Source organism: Polynucleobacter sp. 30F-ANTBAC, assembly GCF_018882385.1.
Classification (GTDB): Bacteria; Pseudomonadota; Gammaproteobacteria; order Burkholderiales; family Burkholderiaceae; genus Polynucleobacter.
Genome location: NZ_JACVON010000001.1, coordinates 1,023,203 through 1,044,785, shown reverse-complemented (window position 1 = coordinate 1,044,785; position 21,583 = coordinate 1,023,203). Strand labels below are relative to the sequence as shown.

The window sequence follows — 21,583 nt, the reverse complement described above, 5'->3', positions numbered from 1 at the left end:
TTATGTTTGATAACAATCATCTTAAAGGTAAAAAAGTTATTCTTCACGATATGTGTTTGCGTGATGGCATGCATGCCAAGCGTGAGCAAATTTCTGTAGATCAAATGGTTAGTGTGGCAACCGCGATGGATGATGCGGGTGTTCCTTATATCCAAGTGACTCACGGTGCTGGTTTGGGCGGTAATTCTTTACAACATGGATTTGCATTGCATACCAATGAAGAGTACATCTCTTCAGTGGCATCAAAAATGAAAAAAGCAAAAGTATCTGTTTTGTTGATTCCTGGTTTGGGAACGATGAGAGAGTTACAGTCTGCTTATGATTGTGGCGCGCGCAGCGTTCACATTGCAACTCATTGTACGGAAGCGGATACTTCACCACAGCATATTGCTTATGCACGTAAGTTGGGGATGGATACAACCGGCTTCTTGATGATGGCTCACTTGAACAGCGTTGAAGGTTTGGCTCAGCAAGGTAAGTTAATGGAGTCGTATGGTGCACAAACTGTTTACATCACGGACTCGGCTGGCTATATGTTGCCTAATGAAGTGAAAGCGCGTGTTCATGCTTTGCGTCAAGTGTTAAAGCCAGAAACAGAAATTGGTTTCCATGGTCATCACAATCTGGGTATGGGTATTGCTAATTCAATCGCAGCTATTGAAGAAGGTGCGACACGTATCGATGGCTCGATAGCTGGCTTAGGTGCTGGTGCGGGTAACACACCGCTCGAAGTGTTTGCAGCAGTTTGTGAACGCATGGGTATTGAGACCGGTTGTGATTTATTCAAGCTGATGGACATTGCAGAAGAGCTCATCACGCCAATGATGGATCATATGGTGCGTGTAGATCGTTCATCATTAACACTAGGCTTTGCTGGTGTTTACTCCACATTCCTATTGCATGCTGAGCGAGCAAGTAAGCGTTTTGGTGTGCCAGCCAGAGATATTTTGGTTGAGTTAGGCCGTAAAAAGATGATTGGTGGTCAAGAAGATATGATTCTTGATACGGCTATGACCATGGCCAAAGAGCGCGGTATTCAGTTTGAAGAGTCTGTTTAAGCTTAAAACTTTAAAAAACCTAGCTTAAAGAAAAAGGAGTTCATGACGAACTCCTTTTTTATTGCAAAAATTTTCTGACACTAAGCTGAAAAAATCCTTAAAAAATAAGGATTAAGAAAAAATAAAGTCAGCCGGATTAGGGTATGTACGCATTGCCCATAAGCTGATTCAAGAGAAAAATAATCTCGAGATTACTTTACTTAGTCGGAATTTTTATGAACTTTAAATATTTGAAGAGTGCGGGTGTACTTTTAGCGATTAGCGCCATGCTAACAGCTTGTAGTAAATCTGAGTCGACAGCTGTATCAGTAACGCCTGAAGCTTTAGCAACTCGCGTTGACCAATTTCAAGGTGTGGCCTCGAATCAGAAGGTTGCAGTGATTGTTGGTAAGAATGTCGTTGCTGTTGTGCCTCATGATGGTGGCAAGCCAACTAGAGTTGACCTAAAAGGCATTGTGTCATTGATTGATGTGGCAACTTGTTCAGATGGAAGTTTTGTTGCGCTCGACTTTTATAAGAAGGTTTGGACATCTACCGACAACGGCCAATCATGGGAATCTAAAGTAACGCCTGATTCAATGAGACCTCTTGGTCTTGCTTGTGGTCCAGCCAATACTTATTGGGTCGTTGGTAGCAATTCAAGCATTGCTAACAGTAGCAATCGCGGTGGCTCATGGAGTGTGAACACCAATAATGAAGATTCAATGTTCAATACGATTCAGTTTATTGATGCACAAAATGCCGTAGTTACTGGTGAGTACGGCACATTTAAAAAGAGTTCTGACGGCGGTAAGACTTGGTCAACACTTTCTATTGGCCCAGAGTTCTACCCCTATACAGCCTTATTTACTTCAGTTAAAGAAGGTTTTGTTACTAGTTTGACCGGAATCATCATGCATACCAAAGATGGTGGTGCCACATGGTCAGCAACAAAAAATCCAACAGGCTTATCTCAGTTTGGCTTAGTCAATGTTGGTGGTCGTGTTTACAGCGTTGGTTTAGGTGGAACTGTGCTCAGCTTTAACGGCAATCAGTGGACACCAGTGAAGATCGAAAATTTTGGGGCGCCTTATCTCAAAGGCGTGGCGGCAATTGGTCAAGGAAGCTTCCTTGTTGCTGGCGGTAACGGCGCATGGAAAGTAGTAACTGCAAAGAACTAGGAATAAAAAGTGAAAAAGAAACTAACTCATATCCTTCACACCGGTGAAGAGTGGCTATTTGCCAATCCTAAAATTGTTCTTGGAATTATTTTTGCAATCAGTTTAGGTTTTGCATCCTTGATTCCTAACGTGCGTATGGGCACAGACTTTGAAGACTTGTTGCCGCAAAGTCATCCTTTCATTCAATTGCACAACGAGATCAAAGATGACTTTGGTGGCGCTAGTGCTGTTGTTGTTAGCGTAGAAGTTAAAGAAGGCGATATTTTTACGAATGAGACTTTGCAGTTAATTGAGAACTTGACGCAAGGCGTTGATAGTTTGTCAGGCGTTAACCATAACTTGGTTAGCAGTTTGACTCACCGTTTAACTCGTAAAGTGACTCTTGATGAGACGGGTAACATCCGATCAACTTTGTATTTTGATCCTACTGCTGAGAAATTATCTCAAGCTGAATTAGATCAAATGAGACGTGATGTGATGTCGAACCCAAGGGTTTATGGATTAATGGTTTCACCAGATCTCAAGTCGGCCATCATTAGAGGCCAGATGAATGAGGGTGGTGACATTGATTATCAAAAAACATTCACTGAATTAACAGAGTTACGTGCTAAGTACGCAACAGAGCACGCTCTAATTCATGCAACTGGTTTACCAGTTTTGACAGGTTGGGTTTATACATACCTCAATCAGATTTTGCAGATTTTGCTTTACACATCTGTATTAATTTTTGCTTTGTTGGTGGTTTATTTCCGCCGCTTCTATGGTGTGGCATTGCCTTTATTGGGTATTTGTTTATCGTCTGCTTGGGGTTTGGGATTCATGACGATTTTGGGTTACACACTTGACCCACTCTCAATGACTATTCCATTCCTAATTGCTGCCCGTGCAACTTCTCATGGTGTTCAGTTAGTAGAGCGTTATTACTATGAATTAGAGATTACTAAAGACGGTAAAAAAGCAGCTCGTAATTCATTGGATGCTTTATTTAGACCAGGTTCTTTAGCGATCACGATTGATGCGATTGGTATTTTTGTTATTGCATTGGGTGCAGCGCCTATCAATATTAAGTTAGGTTATTACGCTGGTTTCTGGGGTTTCTCAGTGATCTTCACGGTTCACTTTATGGTGCCATTGTTCTTGACTGTTTTGCCAGCTCCTAAGAAGACTCAGAACAATCGTTCAGGCACAACAACTGTTCTCTATAACTTTGCCAAAGTATTGGTGAATCCATTGAACGTTAAAATTGGTTTGATTGGTACAGCCCTTGCTGTGGTGGTTGCATCATTCTTCGTAGCGCAAGTGAAGTTTGGTGAATCAGAGCCAGGCTCTCCGATTTTGAATCGTACTCACGATTACAACATTTCTGCTAAATCTATCAATGAACATTTCCCAGGGTCTGAGGAGTTGTTTGTGGTGGCTCGAACGAAGGATGAGAAAGGTATTTCACGTCCAGAAGTGGTTCATGCAATGGAGCAGTTTGGTGACAAGATGATGGTGAAAGATCCAGAGTTGGGTGGCTATAAAGCTATTCCTGGTTTGATCCGTCAGGTCAATATGTTGACACACAGTGGTGATCCTCGTTGGGCACAAATTCCTGATACTCAAATTGAGGTGGCAGGTTTGATGTCCGCTTATGAACTCTCTAGCCCGATTCCAGGTGCTATGAAAGAGTTTATGAACCCACAAGGTACCGATGCTGTTTTAGCATTCTTCTATAAAGATCACCAAGCAACAACACTTGAGCGCATTGTGACGAACTCTAAGCAATTGGTTAAAGAGATTAATGGCACAGTTGAAAACTTTGAGCTTTTGTTAGGTGGCGGCATTATCGGTGTGAGCGCTGCGATCGACGAAGAGAACTTCGTTGATACGATGATCATTACGCCGGTTGTGATGATCATGGCCTTCATTTTCGTGATGTTCTATTACGAGTCACTTCACGCCGGTTGGTTGATGGTGTTGCCAATGTTGTATGCAACGATTTTGACTTACGGTTACATGGGTTTCATGAACATTGGTATTAGCGTGAACACGATTCCTGTGATTGCTGTGGGCGTCGGGGTTGGTATCGACTATGCCGTTTACATCATGGACCGTATCCGTGAAGAGTACGAGGAGACTCGTGATCTTCGTGAATCAGTTTTACGTGCGTTAAGCACAACTGGTTTGGCAGTGGGCTTTACGGCTGCAACGTTGATTGCTGGTGTGATTATGTGGGTGATCTTCTCTGATCTTCGCTTCCAATCAGACGCGGCACTTCTATTAACAGTGATGTTGGCCTTGAATGCTGTTGCTGCAGTACTTTTGGTACCTGCTTGGGTGATGGCATTTAAACCGAAGTTCATCACAGGTGCACATCGTGATCAGGACGGAATCTTACAGAATTCTTAACAATATCTCGAGATTTTATTAGGGGTTTTACTAATCGGGAAAGTTCCTAGATAAAAAATCTCGAGAATGCAGTATTTTAACGGTAATAAGTACAGGTTTTTTTGATTAAAAGTGATAGCAAGTTCGTTAAGGAGAGAGTTTATGAATAACCAAAAATGGCGCAAAGCTATTCAGCCAAAGGCGATAGCCCTTGCTGCTGTATTAGTGGTATCTAGCGCAAGTGCTGTTGCACAAAATTTGCCAGATATGGGCATTACAAGTGGTGATCCATGGCAGGCTGACCTGTTCTATGAGAATCACACAGCGAAACGTGAAAGCGTTGGCGTATCCAAATTCCGTAATACTCTTCAATCAGAGATGTCAAAGAACCTCAATGACGGTTGGAGATTCCGCGGTATCTTGCGCGGCACATATGATGGTGTTTATGACATCAACGATAAAGAATTCGGTAAGAATGCTGGTGGCGCTGTTCAGATGGGTAATGCCTCTGGACCTGGCGCTGACTATGTACTAACAAATGTTTTGGGTGCTCCAGGTTTAGGCCCATACGCAACTGCAATGGTCCCTTATGGCGGCGGCATAGGTTCAACGCTGGCACAGGCTCTCGCTGGAGCCCAACCCACCAATACTTTTGTAAATAATGGTGTAATACCAGGAGGAACTTCATACGCACCATGGAATCAAAATTCCGGTCTTCAAATTCTTGGTGCTGGTTGGAATAACTCTAATCAAACTGGTGGTGTTGGCTTAGCAGTTCCAGTTCGCCCTTGTGATTATGATTCTCGTGGTTGTAAAGACTTTGGTGGCTATGGCGACAAGAAGAAATCTGAATTGGCCATGCCAGAGTTCAATGATCGTCTCGACTTCATCCGTGAAGCTTATGTTACAAAAACATTTGGCATGGATGCTGGCCAAAGTACTTTCTTGAAAGTTGGTAAACAACAAGTTGTTTGGGGTCGTACTGACTTGTTCCGTGTTCTTGATGTGATCAACCCAGTTGATTACTCTCGTAATAACATCTATGACGAGTTGCAAGATATCCGTATTCCAATGTGGATCGCTCAAGCGGAATACCGCATGGGCGGCAGTGAATCCATGCAAGACCGTAACTTATCAGTTGTATGGAACTTTGATAAATTCCGTCCAAATAATTTAGGTCAAGGTGGTACACCGAATAGCATTTTGGATGCCGGCAATTTCTTCCGCGCCATGTCAAACTGTTGGGATAACGGTTGTACTGTAGCTAACTTTGCAGCTGCTGGTTTTACAACAGGTAACAATCCATTAACTGGAATGGGCACAATGGGTGCAGGGGGTCCTCTTGGACAAGGCTACGGTGGTTTAGCAACTAACTTTGGCCCAGGTGTGATTGGTATTCGTAACGTAGATTTGCCTAACTGGAGTTTGGACAACACACAATTGGGTATGAAGTTTGAAGGTGTTACCCAAGATGGTTTGAGTTTCTCTTTGAACGCATTAACCTATCGTTCACAGTTGCCGTCATTGCGTGGTGGCAAGGGTGCAACCAATGCGTTTACAGGTGCTTATCAAGCAAGCAATCCTTACTTGATTGCATTTGATGTGGTTTATCCTCGTGTTAACTTGCTGGGCGGTTCTATGGACTTCCAAGTTGAGTCTCTTGGTGCCGCAATGCGCTTAGAGGGTGCTTATACAAGTGGTGAAGAGTTTGCTAATACCTCTCGTCCAGAGTTGTACTCTAAAAACAATGTATGGCGTTCTGTGATTGGTTTTGACCGTCCAACATTCGTTCCGTTCATTAGTACAGAGCGAACTGTGTTGTTCTCAGGGCAAATGTTCTATCAGCATATTTTCGATCATCAGCTGTATCAAGGTTTATATGGACAATATGGTATGCCTGACTGGAAAGACAACGTCATTGCAACTCTCTTGATGAAGGCTTTCTTGATGAACGACCGTTTGAGCCCAGAAATCATTTTTGCTCGTGACTTCCGTGCTGGTGCAAACGTAGCTGCTCCTGCAGTTGAGTGGTCAGCAACGGATAACTTGAAGTTCAAGTTTGGTGCAAACTACAAGTTTGGCCCAAGCCAACAGCAACATCAGTTTGATGATGCAAGAAATGCCAACCCATTTGACCCATACACATCAATTGGTCAAGGCGTTGGTCAAACAACAGGCTTAAGCAACTCAGAGCCTCTAGGCCGCTTCCGTGCTGGTCCGATTGGTACAGCGTTTGGTCAGAACGAGATCTTCGCAACAATGCGTTACAAGTTTTAATTTAGGAGTTAATTAATAATGAAAACAAAATTTTCCGCAATATTTGTTGCTCTACTAACCGCTGGTGCGGTTGGTATGGCAACAGCAGCAACAGAAGCCGATTTAGAAAAATCATTCTTCCCATATAAGAGTGGTGTTCCAACAGTTGCTGGTTTGACTGAAGGTACTGTTGTTAGTGCTAAGAACGTTGATCAGTTCAAAGATGCGATCGACCCAGCTTTGTTTGACATGATCAAACGCGGTTGGTTGGAAGTGCCTGTTGCTAAAACAACTTCTTTCGATATGAACAAGGCTTATGTTGAGGCATCACGTGCCAACATGAATAAGACGAAGCTTGGTGCAAAACCAGGTGAAATCGAAGGCTTTGTTGCAGGTCGTCCATTCTTGGAAGAGCCATCAGCTGCAGATCCACGTGCCGGTGAAAAGGTTATGTGGAACTACAAGTACGGCGTGAACTGGGGTGATAACGCTGCGATTTATCCTTTCTACTGGAAATATCGCAACATGACAACAGGTCAGCTTGAGAAGACATTGAAGTTAAATCTTCACTTCTTGAACTTTACACATCGTATTGAACATGAGCCAAAACCAGAAGTAACTCCAAACCCATCTAAGTTGTTCCGTGGTATTTACATGAACATCATGGAGCCACAAGATTTGAAGGGTACTCAGTTATTGATTCAACGTTACGAAGACGATACAAAAGCAGATGATGCATATTTGTATTTAGGTTTCCAACGTCGTGTACGTCGTTTGGCAACTGGTCAAGTAACTGACTCATTCTTGGGTGCTGACTTGATGATTCAAGACTTTGAGGGTTACAACGATCGCTTATCAGCATACAAGTGGAAGTTTATAGCAACTAAGAACGTGTTGATGCCTTACTACTACCATAACCAATTGAAATTAGCAGAAGATATGCCTGTTGAAAAAGACGGCTTCAAGTATGTTGATTTTGGTGGTCAAGGTAAGTGTTTCCAAAACATCACTTGGCAGTTACGTAAAGTGTTTGTTGTGGAAGGTTCACCAGTTGATCCAAGCCCAATCAGCAAGCGTTTACTTTACATCGACGCACAAGCAAACACGATTAACCGTAGCGTGATCTACGATAAGAAAGGTGAAATCTGGAAGACATTCACAATTGGTAAGTCACATCCAGACTCACATTTACCTGTGAACAAAGGTTCAGGTATTCCGATCGACGATTCATTCTCAATGGTTGACTTGCAAGCTAAGCATTGCACAACAGGTCAATTCAAAGGTCAGGTTGATCCTAAGTTGAACCCACCACGTATGTTCCAAGTTCAGTTCATGCGCGGCGGTGACTAATTTAGTTTCTGTGTGAATTTAGGTTGGGTGACCAACCTAAATATTCAAACCCTTAAGGGCTTCGGTTCTTAAGGGTTTTTTCTTGTTACAAAATTGTAAAAATAGACGAAAATAGAGTTGTTAAATATCAATTAATGATGGGAGACAACGTTGAAAAAGGTTCTGGAACCAGAACTCATTGATTTGCGCTCTAAGCTGAAATTTTCTTTTGAAACAGGGGAAATTTGGTTAGGTGAAAATCGCATGATGCTCATGCACGTAGCTGCTATGGGTGCTTTTCGCAATGAAATCATTCAATCATTGGGTTTAGAGCGTGCACGAGGCTTATTGGTCCGCTTGGGTTATGCCTCAGGTGTGCGTGACGCTGAATTAGCTAAGAGCTTGCCTAGCAATGATTGCCCTGAAGCGGGCATCATGTTGGGACCCATGTTGCATTCATTTAAGGGCATGGTCCGCGTTGAGAAACGTAAGCTAGAAATGGACATCCCAAATGGTAAGTTTGCCGGTGAGTTCGTATGGGAGAACTCGTGGGAAGCTCAAACGCATTTACAAGAGTTTGGCGTAGGCACAGACGCTGAGTGTTGGACGCAGGTAGGTTATGCATCCGGTTATGTATCAACTTTTGTTGGTCGTCCTGTGATATTCAAAGAAACTCAATGTGTGTGTAAAGGCGATCATCATTGTTATATCGAAGCTCGCCTCCTAGAGCATTGGGAAGACTCCGAAGATTACTTAAAGTATTACAAACCAGAAAATATTGCTGGGCGCTTGATTGATCTTCAAGAAGAGGTTGTGAGCTTAAGAGCATCGCTGAATAAAACAGCACTTCCAGCGAGTGTTATTGGTGAATCTGAAACATTTAAAGAAGCTTTGGATTTAGCATCCACTGCTGCTGCAAAACCCATTACCGTTTTATTATTAGGCGAGACCGGTGTTGGTAAAGAAGTATTTGCGCATTGGATCCATGACAACAGTGATCGTGCTACTCAGCCATTTGTGGCCTTAAATTGCGCTGCTATACCGAATGATCTTTTAGAGTCTGAATTATTCGGTGTTGAAAAGGGCGCGTTTACAGGTGCGCAACAAGCACGTCCAGGTAGGTTTGAAAGAGCCAATAATGGCACGTTATTTTTAGATGAGGTGGGTGATTTAACACCGGCAGCTCAAGTGAAGTTGTTACGTGTGCTGGAGAGTGGTGAATTGGAGCGCTTGGGAGATATCAAGACGCGCAAAGTGAATGTTCGGTTAATCGCCGCCACCAATGTGAATTTGCAGCAAGCTGTTAAAGATGGCAAATTTAGAGCTGATTTGTACTACCGCTTAAATGCCTACCCAGTGAACATTCCGCCCTTGCGAGATAGAAAAGCAGATATACCTTTGCTCTTGGAAGCGTTCATCAAGAAATATGCTTTATTGCATAACAAGAGAATTGCAGGTGTGACAGATAAGGCCATGAAGATGCTCATGACTTATACCTGGCCTGGAAATATCCGTGAGCTAGAAAATATGATGGAGCGCGGTGTTTTATTAACTGCTTCTGATGAAATGATAGAACTAAAGCATTTATTTGCTGGGGTAGCCGATCTTCTCCCAGATGAAGTTGAGTTAAGCCCTCAAGGCAGAGTTAATACACAGAGCAAATCCTCAATAAATAACTTGATTGAGGAAATGATCAAGGATGGTATTTCTTTGGAAAACTGTGAATTAATGCTGATGGAGGCTGCTTTAAAGAAAACCGGGGGCAATATAGCCAAAGCAGCAGAGTTACTAGGTGTTACGAGACGCCAAGTGGCTTATTGCCTTGAAAAAGAAGACAAGAAGTAACTCATTTAAACGGATCTAAAGAGTAAAAGTCATCCAAGTTACAAATTTGTAACATCGAAGTTACACGCTTTACAAAATTGTAACTTTTTGAACACCCTAAACCTTAGTGGTTTTCCCTGAATCAGTCGCCTGCAACGCCTATAAACATTGAGCTAGATAGGGTTTGGCACGATCTTTGCATTATTACAAAGGAGTAATAAACAATTTTAGTGCAAGCCTTCACCTTTATGGAGCAAAAATATGCAAGTTGATTTACAGACGATTGCTTTAAAGCCGCTTAGAAATACCTTTAAGCATCTTGAAAAGCGTTTTGGCGACAAGGTAGCAACCCGTTATCAAGAAGCTACTTATGATCTTCAGCCTACCGATAACTTTCATTACAGACCAACATGGGATCCAGAGCGTGAGATCCATGATGTGCGTCGTACGAAGATTGTTTTAAAAGATTGGTATGTTTTAAAAGATCCACGTCAGTTCTACTATGGTACTTACACTCAAGCGCGCGCTCGTCAGCAAGATGCAATTGAAAAGAGTTTTGACTTTATTGAAGAGCGTGGCTTAGAGACCTCTCTTAATGCTGAAGTTAAAGCGATTGCTCTTAAAACATTGATGCCTCTTCGCCATGTGGCTTGGGGCGCCAATATGAACAATAACTGTATGGCTGCTTATGCTTACGGTACTGCACTTAATCAAGCTTGTACTTATGCAAGTTTTGACCATTTAGGTATTGCTCAATATTTAACTCGTCTAGGTTTGGCTTTAGGTGACGTTGATGATCTAAAAGCTGGTAAAGCGGCTTGGGAAAAAGATGCTGATTGGCAGCCATTGCGCCAATACATTGAAGAGACTTTAGTGACTCGTGATGTGATGGAGTTATTTGTGGCGCAAAACTTTGCATTGGACGGCTTACTTTATCCATTGATTTACAAAGAAGCTGTTGATGGTGTTTGGGCAGTTAAATCAGGTCCAACGATCGGCATGATGACGGTGTTTATGGCTGACTGGCAAGCTGAAACAGCAAAGTGGGTTGATGCTGTTCTAAAAGCTGCTGCAGCTGAATCACCAGAAAACAAAGAATTGTTAAGTGAGTGGGCCAGTGCTTGGGCTAAGAAATCAAGAGATGCATTGGTACCAGTAGCAAAGATTGCTTTAGGTGTTGAGGCAGATGCAGCATTAGCAGACGTTTCTTTGGCATTGCAAGAGCGTGCTAAAAAAATCGGTATTGAGTTGAATTTCCAATAATTAGAGACGGAGATATAAATCATGGATATGAATGTAAAGAAGAAGTTAGGTTTAAAAGAGCGTTATCACTTAATGACGCGCGATTTAGCTTGGGATGCGACTTATCAAAAAGAAGAGGATATTTATCCTCAATTGGCTTATGAAGGTATCAAGATTCACGATTGGGATAAATGGGAAGACCCATTCCGTTTAACAGTGGATGCTTACTGGAAATACCAAGCAGAAAAAGAGCGCAAGCTATATGCCATTATTGATGCGTTCTCTCAAAACAATGGTCATCTAACAGTGACTGATGCGCGTTATGTTAATGCGTTGAAACTATGGTTAAACGGTATTACGCCTTTGGAATATGAAGCACACAAAGGTTATGCGCGTTTAGGCCGTGAATTCAAAGGTGTTGGCGCATCAGTTGCTTGCCAAATGCAATCAATTGACGAATTACGTCATGCACAAACACAGATTCACGCGATGTCTAACTACAACCGTTTCTACAACGGTTTAGATGACTGGCATCACAAAGCTGACCGCATGTGGTACTACTCCGTACCAAAGTCATTCTTTGAAGATGCTTTATCAGCTGGCCCATTTGAATTTATTACAGCGATTTCATTCTCATTTGAGTATGTATTAACAAACTTGTTGTTTGTGCCATTTGTATCAGGTGCGGCCTACAACGGTGACATGGCTGCCATGACATTTGGTTTCTCAGCACAGTCTGATGAATCACGTCATATGACTTTAGGTCTTGAAGTGATCAAGTTCATGTTAGAGCAAGATCCACAAAACGTGCCTATCGTTCAGAAGTGGATTGATAAGTGGTGCTGGAGAGGTGTGCGTCTCTTAACGCTTGTAGGCATGATGCAAGACTATATGTTACCTAAGCGGGTAATGAGCTGGAAAGAAGCTTGGGAGATCTACTTTGAAGGTAACGGCATGGCCTTGTTCAACGACTTGGCGCGTTATGGTATCAAGGTGCCAGAGTGTGTAGAGCAAGTGCGTAAAGAAAAAGGTCATATTACTCATCAAGCTTGGTTAACATTTAACAGTGCTAACTACTTAACTAACTTCCATACTTGGATTCCAAATAAGGAAGAGTTGGATTGGTTGGATGCAAAGTATCCAGACACATTCCCTAAATACTATCGTCCTCGTTTTGAGTATTTCCAGAAGTTGGAAGATGAAGGTAAGCCATTCTTCTCAAAAGGTTTACCGCGTTTATGCCAAGTTTGTCAGATTCCTGTGTTCTATACAGAGCCAGATGATCCGACTCAATTGGCGTATGAAGAAGGCACTTATATGGGTGAGAAGTTCCAATTCTGTTCAACACATTGCCATAAGATTTTTGATGACGAGCCAGAGAAATATGTTCAATCTTGGTTGCCTGTGCATCAAATTTTCCAGGGAACAAACTTTGTAGAGGGTACTAACCCAACAGTTGAAGGCTTTGATCCTGTAAGAGCAGTGGCTGAATACTATGACTTGGATTGGGGGCGTGAGAATGGTCCATTCCAAGGTTCAGAAGATCAGAAAAATTTCGCTCAATGGCGTGATCAAGCAACTAAAAACTAATAGGGGGATTTATGGCAGTTGCAGCAATTTCAGAATATAAGTTCCCTTCAAAGGATGCCGCGGATAAGTTCCATGGCAATCAGTTGTTGTACGTGGGATGGGATAAGCATTTGATGTTTTATGGCACAGCAGCTTTCCCATTGCCACCTGTGATGAAGTTCAGCGATCTATTCGGTGGGCCTTTGGCGCAGTCTTATGGAGCGCATCCTGACTTTGCCAAAATTGATTGGTCAAAGGTGACTTGGTTAAAAGACAACAAACCATTTCAACCTGATTATGAAAAATCATTGGCTGATAATGGCATTGGTCACAAAGACTGTTTGCGTTTCCAAACACCAGGACTAGATGGCCTATTTGGAATTTGTTTCTAAACACTGTATGTGATGTTGATAATGAAAAAGGCGCCTCGTGCGCCTTTTTCATTTCTAATAAATTTAATTTATTAATTCTTTCTTTAGATTAAAAAAGGTCTCTGAGATTTAACTTAGTCGCTCTGATGACATTGTCAGCAAAGGGTTTCAGCCTCAATATATATTTTTTATTCTAGGGAAAATTCTGATTGATTTACCAGTTTTTAAGTATCACAATCATTAAAGTAAAAAAACATTTAATCAGTGTTGAAGGATATGTTTCTTTCAACTAACAGCAAGGAGAAGTTAGATGGCAATGACAGGCGTATTAAGACCGGGTCACGCACAAATTCGCGTGTTAGATTTAGAAGAGGCATTACATTTTTATAGAAATGTTTTGGGTTTGGTCGAGACTGGTAAGGATGCCACAGGTCGTTATTACTTCAAAGCTTGGGATGAGCGCGATCATAGTAGCGTGATCATTCGTCAAGCGGATCGTGCGGGCATTGATTTTTTTGGCTTTAAAGTTTTAGATGTACCAACGCTCAATCAATTAGAAAAAGATTTAAATGCTTACGGTGTTAAAACCGAGCGTATTCCAGCAGGTGAGTTATTAGAAACTGGTGAGCGTGTTCGTTTTCAAGCGCCATCAGGTCACTTCTTTGAACTTTATGCTGAAAAGAAACAAATTGGTAATGGATCAGGTTTGGTGAATCCAGGACCATGGAATCCTAAAACGGCTGAACATGGTATTGCACCAATCCGTATGGATCATTGCTTGCTGTATGGTCCGAATATTCAGGGCAATAAAGAATTATTCACCAAGGTTCTAGGTTTTAGAGTGGTTGAATATGTGATGGCACCAGATGGCGAGCATACAGCCGCTTTCTTCATGAGTTGCTCTCATAAGGCTCACGATATCGCCTTTGTTGAGCACCCAGAGCCAGGTAAATTGCACCATATCTCTTACCGTCTAGAGTCATGGGAAAAAGTTTTACGTGCTGCAGACATTATTGGCATGAACAAAGTCCCTGTTGATATCAGTCCAACGCGTCATGGCGTTACCCGTGGCACAACCATTTATGCATGGGATCCATCAGGCAATCGCTTTGAAACATTCTGCGGAAGTTATGAGCCATATCCAGATTGGGAGCCAATTAAGTGGACATTTGATGAGTTTGGTTATGGTTTAGATCATACGACTGGCAAGTTGCATGAATCGTTCTTGACCATCGTTAGTTAAGTTTTGTTTATTTAATGGTCAGATCGGTCACTTAGTTGCTTACTAAGTGACCATTTTTTTAGAGGTTAAAAATGACAACTTCCAGTCAAGAGCGTGAATTAGTGGTCATGGTTGGTGCAACTGGGGCATTAGGTGAAACAGTTGCAAGGCGCTTAGTGGAATCTGGATTGCATCTCATTGCAGTTGGGCGATCAGAGGATGATTTAAAAAAGTTGGTGAGTAGCTCAGAGCATATGAGTTATTGCATTGCTGATATTGGTGATGATTCTGCTATAGAGAAAATTAAAGCAGTTGTGACTAAAATGAATCGCACCGTTCGTATGGTGGTTCATGCAGCTGGTGTTCCAGTTGCAGGGGGTGTTTTAGAGGCTAACCCGTTGGCACTTTCACAAGCAATCAATATTAAAGCTGGCGGCATGATGCGTTTACAGCGTGCTGTGGATGCACATTTGGTGCGTGGTTCACGTTTAGTGGCCGTTGGTGGGCATTATGGCTTTGAACCGACAGCCTATGCAGCAACAGCTGGTGTTGCCAATGCAGGTTTAACAAATTTGATGCGTCAATTTAGTTGGGCCTTAGGTGCCCGAGGCATTACTGCTCATCTAGTGGCTCCAGGTCCGGCAGATACAGAACGTTTACGCAATGTAGCCAATACCCGTGCTGCTCAACGCGGTATTTCTGTTGAAGAAGTATTTGATGAATTAAAAGAGGAATCTGCGATTCATGCGTTTACAACACCGCAACAGGTGGCGTGGGGTATTTGCTTGTTGTTAGCACCTGAGGCTGATGCGATGGCAGGTTCATCATTGATGTTGGATTCAGGGCGTCGTCGTGGCTTACCTTAATTATAAAATTAATTATCTAAAGGAATATATATGCCAGTAGCACATATCAATATTTTGCAGGGGCATTCTAAGGAAACTTTAAAAAACGTTATTCGTGATGTTTCTCAAGTCATGATTGACGTATTGGCAGCACCTAAAGATCGACTAGAGGTGTGGGTGACAGAAATTGATCCTGACCTTTGGGGGATTGAAGGGCAGCCAGCCAGTGAAGTTTTAAAAGTTAAACCACGGGGCCAGGTTGAGATGCCCTATGTTGAGATGGTATTGATGGAAGGTCGTTCAGCAGAACAACACCATCAGGTGATTGCAGGTGTCACGAATGTATTGGCCCAGCATTTAGGTACTGAAAAAAATCGTATCCGGGTTCATATTGCCAATTGCAAGCCTGATAATTGGGGTATTGGTGGTGTGGCTGCTGCTATTTTGCGAAAAGCTGAAATAGAGGCTCGAGCCAAAGCCGCTTCATAACGTATTTTCTAAAACTTATTGATGAGAGAACGGTGATGGCATCTAAAGATTTAATTGAGAAGCTTTCCTCTAACCTTTGGATAGCTGAGCAAACTCAAACTCCAATTGATACCCTGACATCTCTTCATCCCGAGTTAACACATGATGATGCCTACGCGATTCAAGCTGCGACATTGAGACATCGCTCAAGCCCAATGGTGGGATTCAAGTTGGGCTACACCAGTGCGGCCATGCGTGCACAAATGAATATAGCAGAGCCTAATTATGGTGTTTTAACAAAAGATCATTTACTGGATCATCGAGAAGGTGCTTTAGATGGCTATATTCCATTTGAGGAGCTTATCCATCCATTGGTTGAGCCGGAAATAGCTATCCTCATTAATCAAGAGATCTCGGGGGCTGGGCAAACTCGCCATACCATTCAGAGTCATGTTGAAGCAGTGATGCCTGCTTTGGAGATTGTGGATACGCGTTACAAAGAATATAAATTTTCTTTGGTCGATAATATTTCCGACAATAGTTCTGGTGCTCGAGTGGTATTAGGTGCGCCTAAGAAACTATCTCAGGTCGATGATCTTCGATTAAGTGGCGTTCTACTTTGGTCCGAGGGTGCTTGTTTGGATACCGGGATAGGTGCTAATTCCATGGGCGATCCTTTGGCATCGATTGCATGGTTGGCTAATTTTTTAGCTCAACAGGAATTAAGTATCCCTGCCGGATCTATCATTATGACGGGTGGTTTAACGAAAGCTCACCCCGCTAAAACCAAACAAACGTTTTTAGCGGAATTTGGTGGTCTAGGGTATGTCAAAGCCTATTTTTCTTAAGTGATGACGGTTTTTTAGACTCTATTTAAAGTTGTTTCAGTTCAACAAAGAAAACAAAATGCTCACTAAAGAATCAATGGAAAAAACCATCCGCGACTATTTTGATGCTTGCAACAGGGGTAGCTCAGAAGCAGTTCAAAATTTTTTTACTAAGGAAGGAACACATTATTTCCCAGAGGGAAGTCCCTTTGGTGTTTTAAGTGGTTCTGTTGCTATTGGCGATTGTTGGGCTAAATGTGTTGCTGAGTTGGGTTCTTTTTGGACGGTGGATAATTTTGTGGGTGACCCTGAAACGGGTAAAGCCGTCATTGAATGGACTCACTTTAAGAAAAAAATAGGTCAGGTGTTACGCGGTGACGAATGGTATCAATTCACACCTGATGGAAAGATTCAGGAGATCAGGGCCTACTATGCTAGCCCCACACACACAGGAGTCGTTGAACACCGAATTGGCGGTTTTGACTACGAAGGTCGTGGTTATCCGTTGGATATAGATAAGAAATAAAAAACCGGTGATAGCTGTTGCTAAAACCGGTTGAACTCAACTACAGGCTCAATCAGAAGTAAAACAATAAATCTGCAGAGATAGTTGTTTGTTTGTTATCTGTTGCAGTTGATGGGCCTGCATGTGGTACATTGCCAAAAAATTTAGTTCCACTATTCGTGGTCTTTGCCCAATCATGCCTTAGCTCTGGCCTTAAAACTATATTTTTGTTTAGATCAATATTAGCACCAAGGGTCAATGCTTGGACCGTTGCTCCAGGAGTGCCTAATGGTGTCAAAGCAAAACCTTGCGGGTCTTTAAATATTTCATAGCGCAAGCCATAGCGAATTGTTTCGGATACTTTGAATGTTAAGTGACCATTGAAGCCTTTATACGCGGCACCAGTAAATGGCGTGCATGTAGCCGGGTTCACGATATAGCAGGCATCACCAGAGCCCTCTTGTTTGCCATAAAGAAGTTCGCCCGCAATCTTCCATTGAGTATGGGGTGCAAAGCCAGCCACAAGCGAATGCTGCTCTCTTCTTTGACCTGTTGATGCAACTATAGGATGATTAGGGTACCAAGTCATCGCTTCGTTTGAACGAGTTGAATCAGTCTGTTCATCCCCAGCAATGAAGCTGTAGTTGATGAACTTAGACATGTCATTACTTCTCCAGCGCAAAACACCAAAAACGTTATTACTGTTGTTATTGTCTTTACCTAATTGATAGCCTTTACCGAAACCAAACTCACCAAGAACCATGCCGTATTGATTGCGAACCAGATTAGTTGAAATTTGAGTGCCAATAATTTGGTCAATTTGTGAAACTAAGGCGTAAGTTCTTGAGTAAAAGAAGTTAGGCGCTTGGCGCCATGATGGTGGAATTTCATATCCTAGATTAACACCAAAGCGACCGGTTGTAATAGCAGTGCCAAGACCAAGTGGGGCATAAGCTTGTGCATAAACCATTGGAAATGATAGGTAATTCATCTGGTTCGCGTTAGGTGGAATTCCTGGGGCTCCTTGATTACGATGCCAAGTGTTTTCAATGCCATTGGCGGCAGACATCAAACTATCACGACCATAGTGCAAGTCTGCTCTAAATCCCCATGAATACTTCTCTGACATAGGGCCAGGTAAAGGTGTGATTCTGGGGATAAAGTTCGCTTCTGGTAATTTTTCAATTGAAAGAATCATGCCATTAAATTGAGGACCTTCATCAGATGGCCCGGCAATAGTATTTGAGCGTGACTTCTTTTTGTCTCCAGAGCTGGTGACGTCGTTATATGAATAGCCTGCTTGCAATAATCCAAAGACTGTAGCGCCAGTGGTTTCTTTAATGGCTTTACCTACTGAGGTCTCTTCTAATAAGAATGGGCTACTTGTATTCTTAGATGTATCTGCCTGAGATTGGGCTGATGTCATAGTTGATGTTGCCAGCAAAAAAGTAGCTAGTTGTATAAAAGCTACTTTTTTAAAGTGAGGATGATTCATGAGTTTCCTTGAATAAAAATAGATGTATGTGGATTTATTTAATAGATGTTTGATAAGCCAATATCAATGAATTAGCTGAGCTAGCAAGATTCTTTGCGGGGCTTTTTGATTCAAATGAATTGGTACTGATTTTCGCGCCTTCTATCAAAAGAAAAAGCATTTCTGCTAAGGAAGTGTGCGATGGAAGTTTGGCTTGTTTACATAAAGACTTTAGTTCATTCCTAATCCAAGCCTTATGTTCAAGCACCACAGATCTAGCGATGTGATCATCATCAGTTAACTCAACAGATGAGTTGGTTAATGGACAGCCACGTGAGCTAAGAAGTAGTGCTTGACCAACGCCACGAATAATTTCTTTGAGTTGTGTAAGTGGATCATTAGGGTACTGAATATAAATACTTAACCACCAATCACGATGTTGATCATTTTGTTGTTGAAGCCATTCAGCAATCAAATGATCCTTCGATTCAAAGTTTCTATAAATACCAGCCTTGGTGGTAGCTGCGTGTTTGGCCACCTCTTCAACGCCAACAGCTCTGATACCGTTGTGATAAAAGAGCTCTGCTGCGGAAGATAAAATTCTATCTTTTAGGGATAAGAAACTAGTCATTGAAATGATGAAAGTTATATTTGTATTGAATGATACCAATCGGTATCATTTTTTCTATTAGCGTTTATACTAATTTGAGGCTATGATAAAAAAATATTTTGAAAGATAAATCATGCCCATCTTGGAATATCACTTAGCAGACAATTGCTACTCAGATTCACAAATAAAAGAGTTATTAGTGTCATCGAGTCATCTATATGCTGAAGTTTTAGCTTGTCCTCTGGATAGAGTCAGAGTTTTTGTTAATTTTTATCAAAAGAGACATATGGCTGTTGCAGGTGAGTTGTTGAGTGAAGGAGGTGTTGAAGCACCGTACTTTCACTTTCTTGTTCTGGAAGGGAGACCCATAGAGCAATGTCATCAACTATTGACAGGTTTTACAGACCTTGTGGTAGACGTATTGAAAGTCGATAGGTCTTGGATTCGCGGGGGATGTTGGCCCATACCCCCGCAATATTGGGCAATTGGTGGTCAACCCGCAAGTCTGATGCGTGCCTCTGAAATCAAGGCGCGAGCATTGGGTGGTGACTTGAAATAAGGGTTGCTGATTTTATTTAAAAAATAATTGTTTTAAGCCTAATCCAGGATCATCTTGACGCATAAAGGCCTCGCCGACTAAGAAGGCATGAACGTCAGCAGCGCGCATTTTATGAACATCCTCTTGATTGAGAATGCCACTTTCTGTGACAACGCGCTTTTCTTTTGGAATGTATTGCAATAATGACAGTGTGACATCTAGGCTCACCTCAAATGTTCTGAGGTTGCGATTATTAATGCCAAGTAAAGGTGTTTTTAGTTTGAGAGCACGGTCAAGCTCAGCGCCATCGTGAACCTCAACGAGTACGTCCATTTGCAATTCATGGGCAATACTCTCAAAGTCTTTCATTTGAGAATCATCTAAAGCTGCTGCAATTAATAGAATCGCATCCGCACCCATGGCTCGTGCTTCATACACTTGATAAGCATCCACCAAGAAATCTTTTCTCAGAACAGGAATATGGCAGTGGTTGCGAGCTTCTCTCAGGTATTGGGCAGAACCTTGAAAATAGTCTTTATCGGTTAATACTGATAAGCAAGCGGCACCATTACTTTCATAAGACTCTGCAATTTTGGCAGGATTGAAATCATCTCTAAAGACACCTTTACTTGGGCTGGCTTTTTTAATTTCAGCAATGACGCCGGCCTGACCAAGTGATATTTTATTTTCAATGTTTGCAATGAAACCGCGTGGTTTTTGATGCGAGTCATTCAAACTAGCTTCAGCATCAGATCGTACGGTATGCATTGGAATTTGAGCAGATGCTTTAGAGACTTCATCAAACTTAGTGGCCAATATACGTTTTAGAATGTCGCTCATGATGTAATTTTTTATATTCTTGATATTTTTATTGAGATGTTGCTAGTCTTTGAGTTGTTGCAATGAACTCATCTAATTTGGCTTTAGCTTGACCATTTTGAATAGCTGCTTGGGCCATGATAAGTCCCTCACCAATGTCTTTGGCAAGATCAGCAGCGTAAAGTGCAGCGCCAGCATTTAGACAAACAATATCTTGAGCGGGACCCGTTTCACCATTCAAAACACCCAAAACTATCTTCATAGATTCTTCAGGGCTGGCTACTTTAAAGTGCGATGTGGAGCATGTCTTTAAACCAAAATCTTGGGGTGAGATTTCATATTCCTTAATTTCACCATGAATGAGCTCACCGATCATCGTGGGTCCCTCAAGAGATACCTCATCTAAGCCATCTTTGCCGTACACAACTAAGGCGTGCTGAAGACCTAATTTTTGAAGAGCTCTAGCTTGGATGCCAACTAAGTCAGGGTGGAAAACACCCATCAACATGTGCGGTGCATTTGCTGGGTTAGTGAGTGGTCCTAGGATGTTAAAAATAGTCCGAACCCCCATTTCTTTTCGAACGGCAGCCACATTCTTCATGGCTGGGTGGTGGTTAGGAGCAAACATAAACCCCATGCCACAACTATCTAGAGATTTGGCAACTTGGGGTGCTTGCAAGGTGATACATACACCTAAAGCCTCTAAAACATCAGCAGTGCCAGATTTGCTACTGACGCTGCGATTACCATGCTTGGCAACTTTTGCCCCAGCCCCAGCTGCTACAAACATGGCCGTGGTTGAAATATTAAATGTGTGAGCGCCATCTCCACCTGTGCCAACGATGTCGACGAAGTGACTGTTATCCGCAACAGTGACTGGTGTCGCAAACTCACGCATCACCATGGCCGCTGCTGAGATTTCACCAATCGTTTCTTTTTTCGAGCGCAAAGCTGTCAAGATAGATGCAGTCATTGTTGGCGATAGTTCGCCTGACATGATGGCACGCATGATCTGTAACATGTCGTCATGAGCTAGTTCACGATGTTCAATGCAGCTCTGTAAGGCTTCTTGTGGCGTAATGGACATAATTAAACC

Annotated in this window: 19 protein-coding genes; 15 read left to right on the top strand and 4 right to left on the bottom strand. The window is 42.3% G+C overall.

Going from position 1 to position 21,583, the window contains the following annotated elements:
- Window positions 1–2: 2 nt before the first annotated feature.
- The 14 genes from dmpG (at window position 3) to ICN28_RS04825 (ending at window position 17,067) form a co-directional block, all read left to right on the top strand.
- Window positions 3–1,058 carry a 4-hydroxy-2-oxovalerate aldolase gene (dmpG, locus tag ICN28_RS04890; RefSeq protein ID WP_216286621.1) on the top strand — a complete coding sequence of 352 codons (1,056 nt, stop codon included), beginning with the start codon at window positions 3–5 and terminating at the stop codon, window positions 1,056–1,058.
- Between the two features lie 215 nt (window positions 1,059–1,273).
- Window positions 1,274–2,218 carry a YCF48-related protein gene (locus tag ICN28_RS04885; protein WP_216286620.1) on the top strand — a complete coding sequence of 315 codons (945 nt, stop codon included), beginning with the start codon at window positions 1,274–1,276 and terminating at the stop codon, window positions 2,216–2,218.
- Window positions 2,219–2,227: 9 nt separating this feature from the next.
- Window positions 2,228–4,609 (top strand): MMPL family transporter, encoded by a 2,382-nt coding sequence (locus tag ICN28_RS04880; RefSeq protein ID WP_216286619.1) that lies wholly within the window; start codon window positions 2,228–2,230, stop codon window positions 4,607–4,609.
- Between the two features lie 141 nt (window positions 4,610–4,750).
- Window positions 4,751–6,865 (top strand): DUF1302 family protein, encoded by a 2,115-nt coding sequence (locus ICN28_RS04875; protein ID WP_216286618.1) that lies wholly within the window; start codon window positions 4,751–4,753, stop codon window positions 6,863–6,865.
- Between the two features lie 18 nt (window positions 6,866–6,883).
- Entirely contained in the window at window positions 6,884–8,194 is a 1,311-nt protein-coding gene (locus ICN28_RS04870; RefSeq protein ID WP_216286617.1) for a DUF1329 domain-containing protein, read from the top strand.
- 150 nt (window positions 8,195–8,344) lie between these two features.
- Window positions 8,345–10,018, top strand: coding sequence for a sigma-54-dependent Fis family transcriptional regulator (locus ICN28_RS04865; protein ID WP_216286616.1), 1,674 nt, complete (start codon window positions 8,345–8,347; stop codon window positions 10,016–10,018).
- A gap of 240 nt (window positions 10,019–10,258) precedes the next feature.
- The gene (locus ICN28_RS04860) at window positions 10,259–11,260 is read left to right on the top strand and encodes an aromatic/alkene monooxygenase hydroxylase subunit beta (RefSeq protein ID WP_216286615.1); all 1,002 of its coding nucleotides are present in this window, start codon (window positions 10,259–10,261) and stop codon (window positions 11,258–11,260) included.
- Window positions 11,261–11,281: 21 nt separating this feature from the next.
- Window positions 11,282–12,829, top strand: a complete 1,548-nt coding sequence (locus tag ICN28_RS04855) for a YHS domain-containing protein (RefSeq protein ID WP_216286614.1) — start codon at window positions 11,282–11,284, stop codon at window positions 12,827–12,829.
- Window positions 12,830–12,840: 11 nt separating this feature from the next.
- Window positions 12,841–13,200 (top strand): phenol hydroxylase subunit P4, encoded by a 360-nt coding sequence (locus tag ICN28_RS04850; RefSeq protein ID WP_216286613.1) that lies wholly within the window; start codon window positions 12,841–12,843, stop codon window positions 13,198–13,200.
- A 289-nt stretch (window positions 13,201–13,489) separates the two neighbouring features.
- Window positions 13,490–14,422, top strand: coding sequence for a catechol 2,3-dioxygenase (locus ICN28_RS04845; protein ID WP_216286612.1), 933 nt, complete (start codon window positions 13,490–13,492; stop codon window positions 14,420–14,422).
- A gap of 71 nt (window positions 14,423–14,493) precedes the next feature.
- Entirely contained in the window at window positions 14,494–15,267 is a 774-nt protein-coding gene (locus ICN28_RS04840; RefSeq protein ID WP_216286611.1) for an SDR family NAD(P)-dependent oxidoreductase, read from the top strand.
- Window positions 15,268–15,297: 30 nt separating this feature from the next.
- Window positions 15,298–15,735 (top strand): tautomerase family protein, encoded by a 438-nt coding sequence (locus ICN28_RS04835; protein WP_216286610.1) that lies wholly within the window; start codon window positions 15,298–15,300, stop codon window positions 15,733–15,735.
- A 35-nt stretch (window positions 15,736–15,770) separates the two neighbouring features.
- Window positions 15,771–16,562, top strand: a complete 792-nt coding sequence (locus tag ICN28_RS04830) for a 2-keto-4-pentenoate hydratase (protein ID WP_216286609.1) — start codon at window positions 15,771–15,773, stop codon at window positions 16,560–16,562.
- A 58-nt stretch (window positions 16,563–16,620) separates the two neighbouring features.
- Window positions 16,621–17,067: a nuclear transport factor 2 family protein gene (locus ICN28_RS04825; protein WP_216286608.1), complete on the top strand. Its 447-nt coding sequence runs from the start codon at window positions 16,621–16,623 to the stop codon at window positions 17,065–17,067.
- Window positions 17,068–17,119: 52 nt separating this feature from the next.
- Here the strand turns inward: ICN28_RS04825 and ICN28_RS04820 are convergent, their stop codons facing one another.
- Both ICN28_RS04820 and ICN28_RS04815 read right to left on the bottom strand, forming a co-directional pair.
- Complete coding sequence (locus ICN28_RS04820; RefSeq protein ID WP_216286607.1) at window positions 17,120–18,541, bottom strand: outer membrane beta-barrel protein; 1,422 nt, start codon at window positions 18,539–18,541, stop codon at window positions 17,120–17,122.
- A 34-nt stretch (window positions 18,542–18,575) separates the two neighbouring features.
- Entirely contained in the window at window positions 18,576–19,151 is a 576-nt protein-coding gene (locus tag ICN28_RS04815; RefSeq protein ID WP_216286606.1) for a TetR/AcrR family transcriptional regulator, read from the bottom strand.
- 112 nt (window positions 19,152–19,263) lie between these two features.
- Here ICN28_RS04815 and ICN28_RS04810 point away from each other — a divergent pair, with 112 nt between their 5' ends.
- On the top strand, window positions 19,264–19,689 hold the full coding sequence (locus ICN28_RS04810; RefSeq protein ID WP_216286605.1) for a hypothetical protein: 426 nt from the start codon (window positions 19,264–19,266) through the stop codon (window positions 19,687–19,689).
- 12 nt (window positions 19,690–19,701) lie between these two features.
- Here the strand turns inward: ICN28_RS04810 and trpC are convergent, their stop codons facing one another.
- Together trpC and trpD are read right to left on the bottom strand one after the other, a co-directional pair.
- Complete coding sequence (gene trpC / locus ICN28_RS04805) at window positions 19,702–20,508, bottom strand: indole-3-glycerol phosphate synthase TrpC (RefSeq protein ID WP_216286604.1); 807 nt, start codon at window positions 20,506–20,508, stop codon at window positions 19,702–19,704.
- Window positions 20,509–20,536: 28 nt separating this feature from the next.
- Entirely contained in the window at window positions 20,537–21,574 is a 1,038-nt protein-coding gene (gene trpD / locus ICN28_RS04800) for an anthranilate phosphoribosyltransferase (RefSeq protein ID WP_216286603.1), read from the bottom strand.
- Between the last annotated feature and the right edge of the window lie 9 nt (window positions 21,575–21,583).

Excerpts from the sequence above, each read along its gene's own strand:
- ICN28_RS04875 (WP_216286618.1), top strand. The coding sequence starts at position 4,751 with ATGAATAACCAAAAATGGCGCAAAGCTATTCAGCCAAAGGCGATAGCC.
- ICN28_RS04855 (WP_216286614.1), top strand. The coding sequence starts at position 11,282 with ATGGATATGAATGTAAAGAAGAAGTTAGGTTTAAAAGAGCGTTATCAC.
- ICN28_RS04820 (WP_216286607.1), bottom strand. The coding sequence starts at position 18,541 with ATGAATCATCCTCACTTTAAAAAAGTAGCTTTTATACAACTAGCTACT.
- trpD (WP_216286603.1), bottom strand. The coding sequence starts at position 21,574 with ATGTCCATTACGCCACAAGAAGCCTTACAGAGCTGCATTGAACATCGT.
- ICN28_RS04815 (WP_216286606.1), bottom strand. The coding sequence starts at position 19,151 with ATGACTAGTTTCTTATCCCTAAAAGATAGAATTTTATCTTCCGCAGCA.
- ICN28_RS04835 (WP_216286610.1), top strand. The coding sequence starts at position 15,298 with ATGCCAGTAGCACATATCAATATTTTGCAGGGGCATTCTAAGGAAACT.
- ICN28_RS04860 (WP_216286615.1), top strand. The coding sequence starts at position 10,259 with ATGCAAGTTGATTTACAGACGATTGCTTTAAAGCCGCTTAGAAATACC.
- ICN28_RS04850 (WP_216286613.1), top strand. The coding sequence starts at position 12,841 with ATGGCAGTTGCAGCAATTTCAGAATATAAGTTCCCTTCAAAGGATGCC.
- ICN28_RS04845 (WP_216286612.1), top strand. The coding sequence starts at position 13,490 with ATGGCAATGACAGGCGTATTAAGACCGGGTCACGCACAAATTCGCGTG.
- ICN28_RS04810 (WP_216286605.1), top strand. The coding sequence starts at position 19,264 with ATGCCCATCTTGGAATATCACTTAGCAGACAATTGCTACTCAGATTCA.
- ICN28_RS04870 (WP_216286617.1), top strand. The coding sequence starts at position 6,884 with ATGAAAACAAAATTTTCCGCAATATTTGTTGCTCTACTAACCGCTGGT.
- ICN28_RS04825 (WP_216286608.1), top strand. The coding sequence starts at position 16,621 with ATGCTCACTAAAGAATCAATGGAAAAAACCATCCGCGACTATTTTGAT.
- dmpG (WP_216286621.1), top strand. The coding sequence starts at position 3 with ATGTTTGATAACAATCATCTTAAAGGTAAAAAAGTTATTCTTCACGAT.
- trpC (WP_216286604.1), bottom strand. The coding sequence starts at position 20,508 with ATGAGCGACATTCTAAAACGTATATTGGCCACTAAGTTTGATGAAGTC.
- ICN28_RS04885 (WP_216286620.1), top strand. The coding sequence starts at position 1,274 with ATGAACTTTAAATATTTGAAGAGTGCGGGTGTACTTTTAGCGATTAGC.
- ICN28_RS04830 (WP_216286609.1), top strand. The coding sequence starts at position 15,771 with ATGGCATCTAAAGATTTAATTGAGAAGCTTTCCTCTAACCTTTGGATA.
- ICN28_RS04840 (WP_216286611.1), top strand. The coding sequence starts at position 14,494 with ATGACAACTTCCAGTCAAGAGCGTGAATTAGTGGTCATGGTTGGTGCA.